Annotated in this window: 13 protein-coding genes; 9 read left to right on the top strand and 4 right to left on the bottom strand. The window is 65.1% G+C overall.

What is annotated here, in order from left to right:
• The first annotated feature begins 145 nt into the window (after positions 1 to 145).
• The 7 genes from ACFVY3_RS03010 to ACFVY3_RS02980 all read left to right on the top strand — a co-directional run bounded on the left by ACFVY3_RS03010 (position 146) and on the right by ACFVY3_RS02980 (position 5,762).
• Complete coding sequence (locus ACFVY3_RS03010; RefSeq protein ID WP_400158723.1) at positions 146 to 334, top strand: helix-turn-helix domain-containing protein; 189 nt, start codon at positions 146 to 148, stop codon at positions 332 to 334.
• 73 nt (positions 335 to 407) lie between these two features.
• The gene (locus ACFVY3_RS03005; protein WP_400158722.1) at positions 408 to 2,543 is read left to right on the top strand and encodes an AAA family ATPase; all 2,136 of its coding nucleotides are present in this window, start codon (positions 408 to 410) and stop codon (positions 2,541 to 2,543) included.
• A gap of 259 nt (positions 2,544 to 2,802) precedes the next feature.
• Positions 2,803 to 3,129 carry a hypothetical protein gene (locus ACFVY3_RS03000; protein ID WP_400158721.1) on the top strand — a complete coding sequence of 109 codons (327 nt, stop codon included), beginning with the start codon at positions 2,803 to 2,805 and terminating at the stop codon, positions 3,127 to 3,129.
• Positions 3,126 to 3,473 carry a hypothetical protein gene (locus ACFVY3_RS02995; RefSeq protein ID WP_400158720.1) on the top strand — a complete coding sequence of 116 codons (348 nt, stop codon included), beginning with the start codon at positions 3,126 to 3,128 and terminating at the stop codon, positions 3,471 to 3,473. Before ACFVY3_RS03000 ends, ACFVY3_RS02995 begins: the two co-directional genes overlap by 4 nt.
• A gap of 3 nt (positions 3,474 to 3,476) precedes the next feature.
• Entirely contained in the window at positions 3,477 to 3,755 is a 279-nt protein-coding gene (locus tag ACFVY3_RS02990; RefSeq protein ID WP_400158719.1) for a hypothetical protein, read from the top strand.
• A 271-nt stretch (positions 3,756 to 4,026) separates the two neighbouring features.
• Complete coding sequence (locus ACFVY3_RS02985) at positions 4,027 to 5,175, top strand: phage major capsid protein (RefSeq protein ID WP_400158718.1); 1,149 nt, start codon at positions 4,027 to 4,029, stop codon at positions 5,173 to 5,175.
• A gap of 311 nt (positions 5,176 to 5,486) precedes the next feature.
• The gene (locus ACFVY3_RS02980) at positions 5,487 to 5,762 is read left to right on the top strand and encodes a hypothetical protein (protein WP_400158717.1); all 276 of its coding nucleotides are present in this window, start codon (positions 5,487 to 5,489) and stop codon (positions 5,760 to 5,762) included.
• A gap of 6 nt (positions 5,763 to 5,768) precedes the next feature.
• Here the strand turns inward: ACFVY3_RS02980 and ACFVY3_RS02975 are convergent, their stop codons facing one another.
• From ACFVY3_RS02975 to ACFVY3_RS02960, 4 genes are read right to left on the bottom strand one after another with little or no spacing between them, the layout of a single operon-like run.
• The gene (locus ACFVY3_RS02975; RefSeq protein WP_400158716.1) at positions 5,769 to 6,896 is read right to left on the bottom strand and encodes a toll/interleukin-1 receptor domain-containing protein; all 1,128 of its coding nucleotides are present in this window, start codon (positions 6,894 to 6,896) and stop codon (positions 5,769 to 5,771) included.
• Entirely contained in the window at positions 6,893 to 7,861 is a 969-nt protein-coding gene (locus tag ACFVY3_RS02970) for a type II secretion system F family protein (RefSeq protein ID WP_400158715.1), read from the bottom strand. Before ACFVY3_RS02970 ends, ACFVY3_RS02975 begins: the two co-directional genes overlap by 4 nt.
• The gene (locus tag ACFVY3_RS02965; protein ID WP_400158714.1) at positions 7,858 to 8,712 is read right to left on the bottom strand and encodes a type II secretion system F family protein; all 855 of its coding nucleotides are present in this window, start codon (positions 8,710 to 8,712) and stop codon (positions 7,858 to 7,860) included. Before ACFVY3_RS02965 ends, ACFVY3_RS02970 begins: the two co-directional genes overlap by 4 nt.
• Positions 8,712 to 9,935 carry a CpaF family protein gene (locus ACFVY3_RS02960; RefSeq protein WP_400158713.1) on the bottom strand — a complete coding sequence of 408 codons (1,224 nt, stop codon included), beginning with the start codon at positions 9,933 to 9,935 and terminating at the stop codon, positions 8,712 to 8,714. The genes ACFVY3_RS02965 and ACFVY3_RS02960 overlap by 1 nt, the downstream gene beginning before the upstream one ends.
• A 254-nt stretch (positions 9,936 to 10,189) precedes the next feature.
• On the opposite strand from ACFVY3_RS02960, the gene ACFVY3_RS02955 reads away from it, so the two are divergent.
• Both ACFVY3_RS02955 and ACFVY3_RS02950 read left to right on the top strand, forming a co-directional pair.
• Positions 10,190 to 12,943, top strand: a complete 2,754-nt coding sequence (locus ACFVY3_RS02955; RefSeq protein ID WP_400158712.1) for a GH25 family lysozyme — start codon at positions 10,190 to 10,192, stop codon at positions 12,941 to 12,943.
• Between the two features lie 500 nt (positions 12,944 to 13,443).
• Positions 13,444 to 14,520: M43 family zinc metalloprotease (locus ACFVY3_RS02950; RefSeq protein ID WP_400158711.1), on the top strand; the 1,077-nt coding region annotated here is incomplete at its 3' end.

Genomic DNA, 14,520 nt, shown 5'->3' with positions numbered 1-14,520 from the left:
CTGTATAGCCTGAATACTTAGGCGGGAGAAACGTAGGATCACCACGTACTCGGCATTCCCACCGCATCACGCGGGGTAGGCAGGATTCAGGCCCGTCCAAGTCCCCCGGAGCCAGCGGCAGCTAATCACTGTCCTGGAGGCTCCAATGCCCGAGTCAACACACCGCTACGCTTCACCGGCCACGGCCGCCAAGTATGCGGACGTCACCCCGCGGACAATCCACAACTGGATCGCCCGAGGGATCCTCACGGCCTACCGCGTCAACGCCAAAGTCATCCGCGTCGACCTGAACGAAATTGACGGCGTCCTCGCTCCTGCGGGAGGTGCCCGATGAGCGCATGCACGCCCAGGCCGGAAGCCGCCCATACGCCCGTCCTGATTGAATACGTCCGCCGACTGGTGGAGACGTGGCCGCCCCTCACCTCGGAACAGTCCGAACGTATCGCCGTCCTCCTCCGCCCGGGGGGTGGATCCCAGTGACTACAGAGAAAAGCCCCGGTTGGGGGTCCGGGGCGATTCATCAGCGAGGCGGCGAAGCTTCACTAACCCAAAGCCTACCCCCGGGTGTCCCGATCTATGCGGGTGCGTTCGATCAATACTGCGACGCTGGATGGCTGGGCGTCCTGCCCCTCCCAGCCCGGCAAAAAAAGCCCGTTCCCTCCGGTTACACCGGACGGGACGGTGAGTGGCCCAGCTACTCGGACGTGTACGACTGGGCGGAGCAGACACCGGACGGCAACATCGCCCTCCGCCTCCCGCCGGACGTTATCGGGATCGACGTGGACCATTACGACGGCAAGGACGGCGGCGGCACCCTGGCGGCTCTGGAGAGCCTCCACGGGCCATTGCCGGACACTTGGCGGACCGGCTCCCGCGCGGACGGTGTCTCCGGGATCCGGCTTTACCGGGTGCCGGAGGGCCTCCGGTGGCCCGGGGACCTCGGAAACGGTATCGAGGTCATCCAGACCCGGCACCGATACGCCGTCGTGTGGCCCTCCGTCCACCCCAACGGCGGAACGTACCGCTGGACCGGCCCGGACGGCATCACCCGCGCCAGCGGCGTCCCCTCCCCCGCGGACCTGGCACTTTTGCCGGCCGAATGGGTAGAGGCATTGACGTCCGGAGCCGCGGAGCAACGCGTCAACGCCACCTCACTGGACTCAGCCGCTGTTAGCGCCTGGTTGGCGGGCCGTGGCGCCGGGGAACCATGCCGGAGAATGGCCCGGGCTGCCCAGGGCTACGTTGCGGCGCTCGCCTCCGGGAGACGCTCCAGGCATGACTCCGCCATGGACGCCGCCATGGGTATCTGCCACTTGGCGGCGGAGGGCCACGACGGGGCACTGGCGGCCCTGGCCGTGGTCCGGTCCGCGTTCCTGAACGCGGTGGTCGGTGACCGCACGCCGGAGGAGGCCGCCGCGGAATGGGACCGCCTCCAGGACGGTGCCGTGAATATTGCCGCTGCCGGGTCCGCGGTCACCCCGGATCCCTGCGCGGACCCACTCACCCAACTGGACGGCCTCATCATGCCCGAGGACCGGCCCGCGGCGCTCGCGGTCCTAGCTCCGGCGCTTGAGGCGGCCCCGGACTTGGCGGGCGCCCAAGGCGTGGTGGAGCGGGTCCTCCCAGTGGTGGACTGGGCGGACCGTTGGGACCGTCCCATCGTCCAGGAGTGGATTGTGGAACCGATCCTCCCGGCCCGGCGGCTGGTGGCCCTCTACTCGCCGCCGAAGATGGGCAAATCCCTGCTCATGCTAGAGGTAGCGGCCGCCGTCGCGTCCGGCCGGGAAGTCCTAGGCACCACTCCCGCGCCCCGGCGGGTCCTGTACGTGGACTTTGAGAACGACATTGACGCGGACGTCATCCCCCGGCTCAAGGCCATGGGCTATCGGGCAGAGGACCTGGGGCGGCTCGACTACCTGTCGTTCCCGTCCATGGCGGCTCTGGACACGGAGCGCGGCTCGCTGGAACTCATGGCCGCCCTGGACACTTACCGGTCCGAGGTGGTGGTGGTAGACACCGTTTCCCGGGCCGTGGAGGGGCTGGAAAACGAGAATGACACCTGGCTGAACTTCTACCGGCACACCGGGCTGAAGCTCAAACAGCGTGGCGTCTCCCTGGTCCGGTTGGACCACTCCGGCAAGGACGAAACGAAAGGCCAGCGCGGCGGGTCCGCCAAGTCAGGTGATGTGGACGCCGTGTGGCGGCTCTCCACCGTGGTCCAGGACAAAACGTTCCGCTTGGACTGTGAAGCGGCGCGTATGCCCATCACGGAGAAAACGCTCGTCTTTGAGCGACTCCAGGACCCGCTGCGGCATAGGGTGGAGGGCGCCGGTCCGGTCGCCGCGTTCCGGCACAAGGAGGCGGCCGTGGTGGCGTTCATGGACCAGGAAGACCTCCCGCTGGAAACCGGCCGCAAGGCCTTGCGGACCGCGATGACCGGCTCCGGGATCACCGCCTCCAACACCGTCCTTGACGCGGCAATCAAGGCCCGCCGGAGCCGTCACGGCTTGCCCGTCCAAGACTCCCTTGAGGGGCTGATTTAGGTGACCGCGGCCCTCCGGTCACCTGCCCTCCGGACCGGCCCGAAAAAGGGTGACCGGGACCGTCCGGTCACCCCCGGTCACCTGCCCCAAAATCCTCGCCAATACAGGGGTGCAGGGTGACCGCGGCCCTCCGGTCACCCCCGGCACCCGGTAAACCCTGGCAGGTGACCGCCGCTCCTCCTCCCCATAGGAGCGGCGTCCCGGTCACCGCGGACCACAGATGGCGAAACAACCCCAATAGACAGACACGGAGGACACCATGACAACCCACCACTTCGGAAAACCCCGCCCCTTTGAGGAGGCCGTGGTAATCCGGCCCGAGGATCTCCGCAACGCGGCCCGCCTGGCCGTCGCGTTCCGACATGAGGACCGGATGGGAATCGCCGCGCTCCTGGAGGACGTCCTCACGGCTGCCGCGGTGGAAAAGGACGACCGGGCCGTTACCGGCCTCATCCTGGGCCTGGGCCGACTCCTGGGGCTCAACGTCGGCGCCTTGGACGAACACACCGCCAATTCCGCCACCGCGGGCCTCCGCCACCTCATCACAGAGTCAACGCTCAAGATCGAAAGCAGGGACACCAAATGAACAGCACCAACGAAGTCTGGCCCGTCATGAACGCCTTAAGCGCGGACAAGCACACGCTGGCGGTCCAGGCCGTCACCGCGCTGGCGGAGGGCGACCCCCGCGTGGTGCAGATCATCGGGGTGGAGTACATGGAGAACCTCAACGCCTCGGGCCTCATGGACGGGCTGACCATGGGTGAGGCGGTGGAGAAAATCCTGGGCCACCAAACCCAGGACGATTTCACCGTCGCCCTCCTGTGCCTGGCGGCAGATCTCATGAACCGGCAAGCCCACGGCGTAGCCCGCTCAGGCTATGAGGCCCTCCGCCGTGAACTCGGCCCCATCCAGCACCCCCGGGACCTCTGAGCCATGGCACAGAAACGGCAAACGCCGGGCGGCGCCCGCCTCATCATCGACCAACGTTCAGCGGTCACCCGGATCGAAATTGACCGGCGGGACATTGGCGAATGCACCGCGGCCCAGGAGGAGGCCGTCCATGCTCTGGCATTGGAGGAGGACGCCCGGCTGGAGGCTATCGGCTGGGAGTCACCGTTCTACGCCGGGATGACTGTCTGGCTAGTCTCCACCCCCACCCCGCGCACGGCCGCCGTCTTGGGACGGCTGTACGCCATCGAATCCCAGCATTGAGGACACGGCCGCGGGCGGGCTTTTAATCGGTCAACCCGCGGCGTATCCTCAATTCCGAGGCCACATAGCGGAGCAAGCTAAAGCTGCGGAGGCCGGGGCACCCCGGTAACCAGCGAGTAAGAAGCTCCAATAACCCGTCTCGTTTCATGACGCACCCGGAAGACGCCATCGGTAACCAACCCGCCCGCGCACCCAGCGTCATCCCCGTCAGCGCCAGCCCGTCCCCCTGGGGGACCGCGGCGCCCACCTTTCATCGAAACGAGAAAACGCCATGAGCATCCATGTAAAACGCGCCGCCGCCCTCAAGTCCGCCAAAGCCCTCATCGACGCCGCCACGACCGGCGGCCGTGACCTCACCGCGGACGAGTCGGCAGAAGTCCAGGCTTTCATCACCGAGGTCAAGGGCTACGACGCGGAAATCGCCCGCGTCTCCGGCCAGAAGTCCTACACGCAGGCCATTGCCGATCTGGCGGGACCCCAGGGCGGGGAACCAGGCGACGGCGCCCAGTACCTGGACCTCGGATCCAAAACCCACGCCGCTGCCCTGACGGCCGCCATGAAAGGCACCCGCCCTGACGGCGCCAAGGCACTGGTCACCAACGGCTCCGTCGTGGTGGGCACCCCGCTCGTGGACTCGACGCCGGTCAGCATAGGACGGCCGCTGAGGTCATTCCTCCAGGCCATCCCGGCCGTCGAACGGCCCGCCGCGTACTCCTACCTGGCCCAGTCCGTGAGGACCGAAAACGCCGCCGTAGTCTCCACCGGGGCCGTCAAGCCCACGTCCGTCCTGTCGCTGGTCAAGAAAAACGGCAAGCTGTCCGTTATTGCCACGCTCTCCGAACCGATGGACAAGTTTGTCCTCTCGGACGGCGAGGCCCTCCAGACCTGGGTGGGCCAGGAGCTTACCCAGGCCGTCCTCACCTCACTGGAGGCCCAGGTCCTCAACGGTGACGGCACCGGGGACAACCTCACCGGCCTTGCCAACACCTCCGGCATCCAGCTGTTCGCGTCGTCCGCGGGCAACACCGACAAGCTGGTTGAACTCCGCAAGGCCCTCACCAAGCTGGAGACGGCCGGGGAAGTCCCCGTCCAGTTCATCCTCAACCCCGCCGACTGGGAGGCGTTGACCATCAAGCGGAACGCCTCCGGCGAGTTCGACACCGGAAGCGCCATCGACGCGGAAACCCGCAAGGCATGGGGCGTCCCCGTTGCCCTGTCCAACTCGCTGGCCGCCAACTCCTACTACCTGCTGGGTGACGGCGCCGCCGTCATCGGCCGGGACAAAGGCATCGTCACCGAATGGGGAACACCCGGAGACGCGTTCACCCGCAACCAGGTGGTGGGCCGAACGGAGGGCCGGTTCTCGCTGGAGGTGCGCCGCGCGTCCGCTGTCCTCAAGGGCACATTCGTGACCGTCTAGTCCCCCGCCGCGGCGTCAACCTCACCGCGTTGAGCGCGCGGACGGATGGCGGGAACAGTTGGGACAGACTCCAAACCCGGCGTCAACGCCTGCCAGCGCCACCAGGAAACGAAAAAGCGCCCGCCAGCACACCACCCGCTGGCGGGCGCTCCCGCACCCCACCCACGGCCCCGGGGACACCCAGGACGGGGGTAGGGGGTCAACGCCGCAACACGCGAACGGGCGGGCCAGTCCACCGTGAGAGTGACTTCCCTCCCTCCGGACACAAAACCACCACACGATGCTGAACCAGCTAACGACAGGACAGAACCATGGGACGACATTCCGAAGCCGTGGAGGCCACCCTGACCGCCGACGGGGTCGCCATAACTGGCAAACATCAGGCCCTCTGTGAACTGGTCCGCACCCTGGCCGAACAGTGCGACGCCGCCGGGCCGGATGGGCCGGGCACCCGGCTTGCCGGGACCTATCTCACCGCCGTTCGGACCCTCAACGCCGTTCTGGCCGCGGCGCCCTCCCAAGCGACCAAGTCGCGGAATGGGCTGGCCGCGGTCCGCGGGATCCATGGTGCCGCGAGTGGTAAATGAGGGCGATCAATCCATGAGTTCGGGACCCCATTTTTGGATCACGGCAATGGTGTCATTCATAGCTGTGATTCCCGATCGCATTGGTTTGAGAGCGTTTCGCATCAGGCTCGACGTGGCCTCGGCAGTCGCCATTGACATGAGCAGACCATCCATCTGCGCGACGACCGTGGCGGTGTCCCCGAGCGAGCTTTGGGCATTTTTGAGGAAGTCCCGCATGGAAGTTTCCAGTGTGGGGACGTCTCCGGAGGTGCTGATCCTTACTAGGTGACGGATACTCACATCGATGGAATTCGCCTTGTCGCGGACTGCGCGCCCCTTCTCTGCGATCTGGGTCGCAAATGGAAGAATCTGCCTGGAAGCGAGAGCGAGCTTGGCGTTCATCTGTTTTGCCGAGGTGATACTTGAGAAGTCGATGTCTCCGAGAGGGGTTACCGCAGTTTCCAATAGCGGCCCGATTTCGCCGGTGAGCCTTGTCAAGTCTTCAAAATCAGACTCCAGGTCGGCCATGGCATCAAAGTAACCGCGGTCGTCAGCGTCGTCGTCCGCGCCCTCATTTTCCGTGGTAATCACTGCGACTTCAACGGAAGCAGCCTCCGCCTCGGCGTTAGTCACTACCTCAATAAACCGATCGGCGAGACGAATGATGGCTTTCTTCCAGTCCGCTGAGCCCGGCCCCGCAATAACGGCATCCTCGATCAACTCGTACTGAATCGAAGCGATTTCAGCCGCGACCTCGTCGTCGGAGTCTTCTTTGAAGACGGACGGTGCTGCGATTGGCATGATCGGCAGAATCAATCGGCGCATCTCATCGCGTCCTGTTGATTTGGCCGCGTTTAGGAAGTCTTTGAACTCCTCCCGGCAGCTATCGCTGGCCAGGTAATGGGTTGTGGCGATAACGAACAGGACGCTAGCGCCGGTCAGGCCGCTATCGATTGTGGCCCGGAAACGGACCCCCCATTGCAGGTCGATTTTATCCCTGAATATCTCCACGTCCCGGTTGGACCGGAGCTTGATCATTCCGACGAGGTCTTTATGTAGTGGTTCTACCAAGTTGAGATGCTGATCCGATTCGTGGGCATAGCTCAGGAACGCTTCAATCTTGGAACTGGTGGCCTGGGTGCTGGTGGTGGTCATGGTGTCAGAGTAGACGATGCAACGCCGCCGAACGAGGTTCGTGCACATGATGGACTAATGCCCTCATGTCCGATGGACACGAAAGGGTAATAACCCACCATAAGCACCATCATGCCGATCTCCTTCTTGCCTGCAGATTCCATGAGGTCGCGCTTGGCGGCGTCTCGGACGTCCTGGGCCTGGGCCCGGAGGATTTCCGCCAGCGGTGTGCCCCGCTCGACCGCGACGATGAGTCCGTCGACAAAGCGGACCAGCGGGGCCAGGTTGGTCCGGGCGGAGAACTCCTGCAGGGCTTCCACCAGCGGCTGGCCGGCCCTGGTGGACGCGAGCACCAGGCCGAACTCCTTGGCCAGTTCCCCCTGGGTGCGGCGGCAAACCCGGTCCAGCGCCCCGGTGGCACTCTCGCCAGCGCTCACGGCCAGGGCCATCAGCTCGGCGACGCTCGGGAACTCCGCCATCATGCGGACCTCACGCTTCTTGATGCGGGCACCGAGCGCGTAGTCCCGGAGCATGAAGCCGGCCAGACCCGCGGCGACGACGATCAGGACAGCGAAGAGCGGGTTGAGCCGCACGGACAGACCACTGATCAGGACCACGGCCACCGCACCCAGGAATCCTCCGGCGGCCCACAGCAGCTGTTCCGCGCGAAATTCGACGGCGGTCTTCTCACTCCCGGCACGAACCAGCCTGCGGTTCAGCGCCGTCGTGCCAGGATTAAGCCGGCCCAGAGCCCGCATCCAGTCGCCGAGGACGGGCCGAATGATGCGCTCCAAGGGCCCGAAGGGAGTGAGGTTCCGGGGTGCCTCGTGCAGGAGCCGGGATTGCACGCTGTAAGACCGCAGTTGTGGGGCGATCCGTTCGGTGAAGCTGACCGGCCTCATGAACGGCAGGCGAACGAGCACCAGCCACAGCGCGGCTCCCAGCACGGCACCACAGGCCGCCGCGGAGGCCAGCAGCGCGCTCATCGGAGCACCCGTTCGTCCTGCGGCAGGGCGCCAATCCGGATCATGAGTGTGTAACAGATGAGCGAGACCACAAGGCCTCCGACCAGCACGGCGGCGCCGACGGCCGTATTGTAGGCGGCGACCGCTTCGGGCCGGCTGGCGAGCAGGACGAGCACAATCCAGGGTGCCGCGACGGCGAGTCTGGCTGCGTTGACGGTCCAGGACTGGCGCGCCTCCAGTTCGCTACGGGTGCGGGCGTTCTCGCGCAGGAAGTCCGCGAGGGTGCCGAGTAACCGTCCCAGATCTGAGCCGCCCACTTCGCGGGTGAGGCGCAGGGCTTCCACGATGCGGTCGGCTACGGGGTCGGCGAGCCGTTCCTTGAGCCGGTTCAGTGCGGGGTCGAAGCGGCCACCGGACCGGTAGTCGGCGCCGAAGTCCCGGAACAGCGGGCGCAGCTCCGATGGCCCCTTGTCGCCGAGCTGGATCAGGGCCTCGGGGAGCGACAGCCCAGCGCGGATCGCCGATCGCAGGTGGTCCACGAGGTCGGGCCACAGCTCTCGGAGCACTGCCGTCCGTTTTCGTGCCCGCCACCTGACGACGCCCAACGGCAGCCATCCGCCGAAGAGGCCGAAGCAACAGGAGATGGGCCACGACCGGGTGCTGGCGAAGAAGAGCAAGGACACGAAACCTCCGACGCCGAGGCATGTCGCCAGGAGTCCGGCCCTGCTGACCTTTTCGATGCCCGCGGTGCGCAGCAGGTCATCCAGGCGGTTCACTTTCGGAGGCCGTGGCGCCCGGGGCCGCTGCTCCCAGGCCGACCACCAGATCAACAGCAGCCCCACTCCCCCGAGCAGCCCCAGCAGCGGCGCCATCAGTGCGACTCCAGCAGTGCCGCGACGTCGTATCCGGCGCGAGCGAATTTCTCGGCCGCCGGCATCGAGTTCGCCCGGGCTGCCAGCTGGCCGCCGTCGTGCTCGAACACCAGGGAAGACTCGATGACTCCGCTCTCGACCCTGCGGCCCAGAGCGAGGATCTCCGTTACCTGGCGGCGGCCGTTCGCGTGGCGACTGCAGTGGACGACGAGGTCGATGCAGGAAGCGACGGTGGGGACAACGAAGGCGCTGGAGATATTCTCGCCCGCCAAAAGCGGCAGGGTGCAGATCTTCGTCACCGCGTCGTGGGCGGAGTTTGCGTGGACGGTGCACATCCCGGGAAGGCCAGAATTCAGGGCTATGAGCATGTCAAGGCTTTCAGCCTCCCGGACCTCGCCGACCACTAGGCGGTCCGGGCGCATCCGGAGCGCTTCCTTTACCAGTCGGCGGAGTGGGATTTCGCCCTCGCCTTCGAGGTTCGGCTGCCGGCACTGGAGCCCAACGACGTCGCGGAGCGGGAACTTCAGTTCGAAGATCTCCTCCACCGTGACTACACGCTCCCGGGTGCCGATGCTGGCCGCGAGACAGTTCAGCATTGTTGTTTTCCCTGCCTGCGTGGCTCCGGAAACGAGGATGTTCAGCCCGCTGGCGACGGCCGCACCGAGGAACCGGGCGGCCTGCGGAGTGAGGGTGCCTAGCTCGACGAGGTGCTCCAGCCTGCTGGCTTTCACGACGAACTTACGAATGTTGATGGCCCAGTGGCGCCGGGTCACGTCCGGGATGACGACGTGGAGCCTGGAACCGTCCGGCAGGGAGGCATCGACGAAAGGCGAAGAGAGGTCGAGACGGCGGCCGGAGCTTTTGAGCATGCGCTCGACCAGATCGTGGACCTGCTGCTCGGTGAGGGCAGCCGACGTCAGTTCCGACTCGCCGTTGCGGGCCACAAAGATCTCGTTCGGCGCGTTAAGCCAGATTTCCTCGATCGCGGGGTCATCCAGAAGAGGCTGTAGCGGGCCAAACCCGGCGACGGCGTCGAAGACGAAGCGACGTGCCGTGTCCAAGGGGCCGATCGGTGGCAGGGGCGCCAGCAGGGCCCTCTCGTCGTAGTCCAGGACGGCTTCATCAACCAGCCGGCGCACCTCCACGGTCTGCCGCAGCGGGTCCAGCCCGCGACGCCGGATCAGTTCCCGGACCTCGTCCTCGACGATGCGCACAGCTTCCACGGTGCCCCCAACATGACCGCTGCCCCTTCCCCTGGGGCAGTGCAACTGGGGTTAAACCTAGGGTGGGGCGGTCATAAGAACAACCAATTTTCTCCCGGTTGTGGAAAAATCCCCGCAGATTTATAACAATTTTCACACAGGTATCAGGCGAAACTCTGGTGGCGCTGTTTTGCCGGGATAGGGTGAGCGCGATAAGTCAGACATTCTCGTCCCCGGTTAGCGCTCGGTCGCTTGGCCCAGGGGCAGAGATCACCATGACACGGCTCGAACGTGTCGTTGTACCGGAGCGGCACATGCAGCAGTCCCCACTTCCCCCAACCTATTACTTTCTCGGCCGGGTTGGAGCCGGGCTGCTAGCTGCTGCCCTCATGGCAACGGCCTGTCAGACCGCACCGGCATTTGCGGTAGAACCCACCCCCAGCCCGTCGGTCACGACGACGGCGGCCCCCGCTCCTTCGCCAACCCCTGGGTCCACGGTGGCGCCGACGTCGACCGTCGCTGCCTCGGCATCTCCCTCCGCAACAGCGACATCGTCGCCAGCGGTTTCTCCCTCTCCGACTCCGTCGGTCGTGTTGGATCCTTCCTCGGCTTCTGGCCGGGCTGCAATGGCAGCGGCGGTCGGCCCCGCTGGTGCAGAAATGGGTCAGGGTTCCAAGCGAGTCGCTTCAACCCCCACCGGCGCCAAATCCCTCACCACCCAGTCGCTGAGCACTGAGGGTACTTGGAGCCCAACGTTTGGCGTGCAGGGTCTGGACGTCAGCGGCTATCAGACCAGCGTGAACTGGCAGCAGCAATGGAACATGGGTGCTCGCTTTGCTTATGTCAAAGCGAGCGAAGGAAATTACTTCACCAACAGTCTTTTTGGATCGCAGTATCAAGGTGCGCGCAATGTAGGCATGATCCGAGGCGCTTACCATTTCGCCATTCCGAACTGGTCTTCCGGTGCCGACCAGGCCCGCTACTTCGTTCAGAATGGAGGGGGATGGAGCGCCGATAGCTACACCCTTCCGCCTGTTCTCGATATTGAGTTCAATCCCTACGAGAACAAAACCATCAACGGGTTCTACTTTGGTGACACCTGTTATGGCATGTCACCCAGTCAGCTCTCTTCATGGGTCAGAGATTTCGGCAGCACCATGTCCTCGCTGACGGGGAGATTGCCCGTTATCTACACCAACACATCCTGGTGGAACCAATGCCTTGGAAACCCCGGCGGCTTCGGCGACTACCCGCTGTGGGTTGCCTCCTACCCGGGCGCCTTCACGAACAATGCGGGCCCTCTGCCGTCCGGCAGTTGGGCCAACTACAGCATCTGGCAGTACAGCAGTACAGGTCCGCTTACCGGTGACTCAAACGTATGGAACGGCAGCTACACAGATTTAGTCGCTTTCGCTAATGCGGGAATTCCTTACGGAGCAAGCAAGGCGATTGCTGATGTGGCGGCTGTTTCTCCCGGGCTTGGTAAGTCGGTTTCGGGTTTGAAGACCGGGTTGCGGGGAGGTGTTTCGCAGGGGTTTGAGAACGGTGCCATTTATTGGACTGCCGCTAACGGGGCTCATGTTTCTTCGGGCGTGATTCGTGATGCCTGGGGCGCGCAGGGCTGGGAGTACGGGCAGCTCGGCTACCCGACCACTGATATCCGGACCGCGTCCAACGGCGCCCAGTCCCAGGGGTATGAAAACGGTGCGATCTACTGGACCGCCGCGACAGGCGCCCGTGTCTCTTCCGGCCCGATCCGTGACGCCTGGGCCGCACAAGGCTGGGAAACAGGCCCCCTGGGCTACCCCACCACCGATATCCGGACCGCAGCCAACGGCGCCCAGTCCCAGGGCTACCAAAACGGTGCGATCTACTGGACCGCCGCGACCGGCGCCCGTGTCTCTTCCGGCCCGATCCGTGATGCCTGGGCCGCACAGGGCTGGGAAACAGGGCCCCTGGGCTACCCCACCACCGACATCCGGACCGCGTCCAACGGCGCCCAGTCCCAGGGCTACCAGAACGGTGCGATCTACTGGACCGCCGCGACCGGCGCCCGGGTCTCTTCCGGCCCGATCCGTGACGCCTGGGCCGCACAGGGCTGGGAAACCGGGCCCCTCGGCTACCCCACCACCGACGTGAAGACCGGCCCGAATGGCGGGCAGTCCCAGGGCTACCAAAACGGTGCGATCTACTGGACCGCCGCGACCGGCGCGCACAGCACCTCCGGTGTCATCCGAGACGCCTGGGCCGCCCAGGGCTGGGAGACCGGGCCCTTGGGCTACCCCACCACCGATATCCGGACCGCAGCCAACGGCGCCAAGTCCCAAGGGTATGAAAACGGTGCGATCTATTGGACCTCCACAACCGGCGCGCACGTCTCCTCCGGTGTCATCCGTGACGCCTGGGCCGCCCAGGGCTGGGAAGCCGGCCCCCTGGGCTATCCCACCAGCGACGTGACCGCCGCCAACGGCGGGCAGTCCCAGAGCTACCAGAACGGTGCGATCTACTGGACCGCCGCGACCGGCGCGCACAGCATCTCCGGTGTCATCCGTGACGCCTGGGCCGCACAAGGCCGGGAGACCGGCCCCCTGGGCTACCCCACCACCAACATCCGGACCGCAGCCAACGGCGCCCAGTCCCAGGGCTACCAAAACGGTGCGATCTACTGGACCTCCGCGACCGGCGCCCGGGTCTCTTCCGGCCCGATCCGTGACGCCTGGGCCGCCCAAGGCTGGGAAACAGGCCCCCTGGGCTACCCCACCACCGACGTCCGGACCGCAGCCAACGGCGCCCAGTCCCAGGGCTACCAAAACGGTGCGATCTACTGGACCTCCACGACCGGCGCGCAACTAAGCCCCAACGGCCCCATCCGCAACGCCTGGGCCGCACAAGGCTGGGAAACCGGGCCCCTCGGCTACCCCACCAGCGGCCAATACCCCACCGCAAACGGAAACACCGCACAAAACTTCCAAGGCGGCCGCATCGACTCGTCCCCCACCACCGGCACCAAAACCACCCTCACCCGATGACCCACCCACAACACAAATTCACGCCCCATCGCCGGCCCCAGCCAACGACCTCGGGTGCTTTGAAGGAACACATGAATCGCAAACGGTTTACCGCCGCTCTCGCAGGTGCTTTGCTGGTCTCGGCGTCATCGCTGACATTCGGAGCGGCAGCACCGGGGCTGGCCTCGGAACCGACGGATTCGTCAACGACCATCAGTACTCCCACGGCGACCAGTTCGCCGTCCGTCGGATCCTCATCCGCCCCTACGAATCAGACCGTTGCAACCCCCACTGCAACGGCGACAGCTACTGACACGTCCACCGGTTCGGGCACGAGCATCCCGGTTCAGGGACCCACCCCGGAGCCTCCGGTACCCGAACAGACCGGCGGCGCACCTACCAGCGTCCATGTCTTCCAAACCCCCCCATTGGAAGGCGCTAAGGGTGCGTCGGCTAGGACTCTTGGTACAGAGTCATACTCATTGGCCAGGACAGGCAATATCAAAGTCCGGCTGGTCACTGTGCAGCTAACCGACGTCAAAGCCAATATTTCCATGGACTCTGCGGTCTCCGCCGTTCAGGCGACCAGCAACTACTGGGCAACCATGTCGAACGGCCGGCTCAGCATGAGCGTTGCCAGTACCGAGACATTCAACAGTCGCAGTGCCTCCTCAACGCAGCGGTACTCGGACATGATGAACACGATTACCAACGAACTGGGTTGGGTGCCTAACCCCTACACGGCACTCGTGGTATTCGTATCGACTCCCACGCTTTCCGACGGCGCGTACGGCGCAGGCTGGAGCTACAACGGAACAAGCGGCCGGGTCATCATGCCTCTACCGGCCGCCCTTACCCGAAGTGTGCTCACGCACGAGTTCGGTCACGTCCTCGGGCTGATGCACGCCAACAGCCTCCAGTGCGGCAGTGGCGCCCAGGATGTGGCGACAAACAGTGACGGTACCTTTGCTGACCCGTCCTGCAGCATCAGGGAGTACGGCGACAGCATGGACCTCATGGGGGTTTCCCAGTCCTCCCAGCCCACAATCAGCTCGACACTGTGGGAGTACGGCGGCTTTGGAACCGGCCGAGAAGTCCGGGACCTTGGCAAAGCCGGAAATAGCACCGCCTACACCCTCACCGCATGGAGTGGCACGGCCGATGGCCGTGCTGTGAAGTTCACGGATCCGGTAAGTGGGGAGGTCTACTACCTGGAGTTGCGGCTGCCTGTCGGCTATGACGCTGCGACCGCCGTCAACGGCAATCGCGGAGTGAAAATCGTGCAGCAACTCGGGGCAGGGTCCCTCATCCTCATGCCAGACTCCCACCCCTTCGCCGGTTACTACAGCACGCGGCACGCGTGGCAAGCGGGAGAGGTATTCACGACTCACGCGGGGACGCGGGTAACCGTTAATTGGATCTCAGGTACCGCCGCGGGTGTGACGATTGAGTCGACGGCGGCCATGGCCGTCAAGGCGATTGCTGATGTGGCGGCTGTTTCTCCCGGGCTTGGTAAGTCGGTTTCGGGTTTGAAGACCGGGTTGCGGGGAGGTGTTTCGCAGGGGTTTGAGAACGGTGCCATTTATTGGACTGCCGCT

The sequence above is a fragment of the Arthrobacter sp. BPSS-3 genome, from assembly GCF_044628475.1.
In the GTDB taxonomy this organism is placed as follows: domain Bacteria; phylum Actinomycetota; class Actinomycetes; order Actinomycetales; family Micrococcaceae; genus Arthrobacter.
This window is presented reverse-complemented; position numbering and strand designations above follow the sequence as displayed.

Excerpts from the sequence above, each read along its gene's own strand:
- ACFVY3_RS03010 (WP_400158723.1), top strand. The coding sequence starts at position 146 with ATGCCCGAGTCAACACACCGCTACGCTTCACCGGCCACGGCCGCCAAG.
- ACFVY3_RS03000 (WP_400158721.1), top strand. The coding sequence starts at position 2,803 with ATGACAACCCACCACTTCGGAAAACCCCGCCCCTTTGAGGAGGCCGTG.
- ACFVY3_RS02995 (WP_400158720.1), top strand. The coding sequence starts at position 3,126 with ATGAACAGCACCAACGAAGTCTGGCCCGTCATGAACGCCTTAAGCGCG.
- ACFVY3_RS02990 (WP_400158719.1), top strand. The coding sequence starts at position 3,477 with ATGGCACAGAAACGGCAAACGCCGGGCGGCGCCCGCCTCATCATCGAC.
- ACFVY3_RS02985 (WP_400158718.1), top strand. The coding sequence starts at position 4,027 with ATGAGCATCCATGTAAAACGCGCCGCCGCCCTCAAGTCCGCCAAAGCC.
- ACFVY3_RS02980 (WP_400158717.1), top strand. The coding sequence starts at position 5,487 with ATGGGACGACATTCCGAAGCCGTGGAGGCCACCCTGACCGCCGACGGG.
- ACFVY3_RS02975 (WP_400158716.1), bottom strand. The coding sequence starts at position 6,896 with ATGACCACCACCAGCACCCAGGCCACCAGTTCCAAGATTGAAGCGTTC.
- ACFVY3_RS02970 (WP_400158715.1), bottom strand. The coding sequence starts at position 7,861 with ATGAGCGCGCTGCTGGCCTCCGCGGCGGCCTGTGGTGCCGTGCTGGGA.
- ACFVY3_RS02965 (WP_400158714.1), bottom strand. The coding sequence starts at position 8,712 with ATGGCGCCGCTGCTGGGGCTGCTCGGGGGAGTGGGGCTGCTGTTGATC.
- ACFVY3_RS02955 (WP_400158712.1), top strand. The coding sequence starts at position 10,190 with ATGACACGGCTCGAACGTGTCGTTGTACCGGAGCGGCACATGCAGCAG.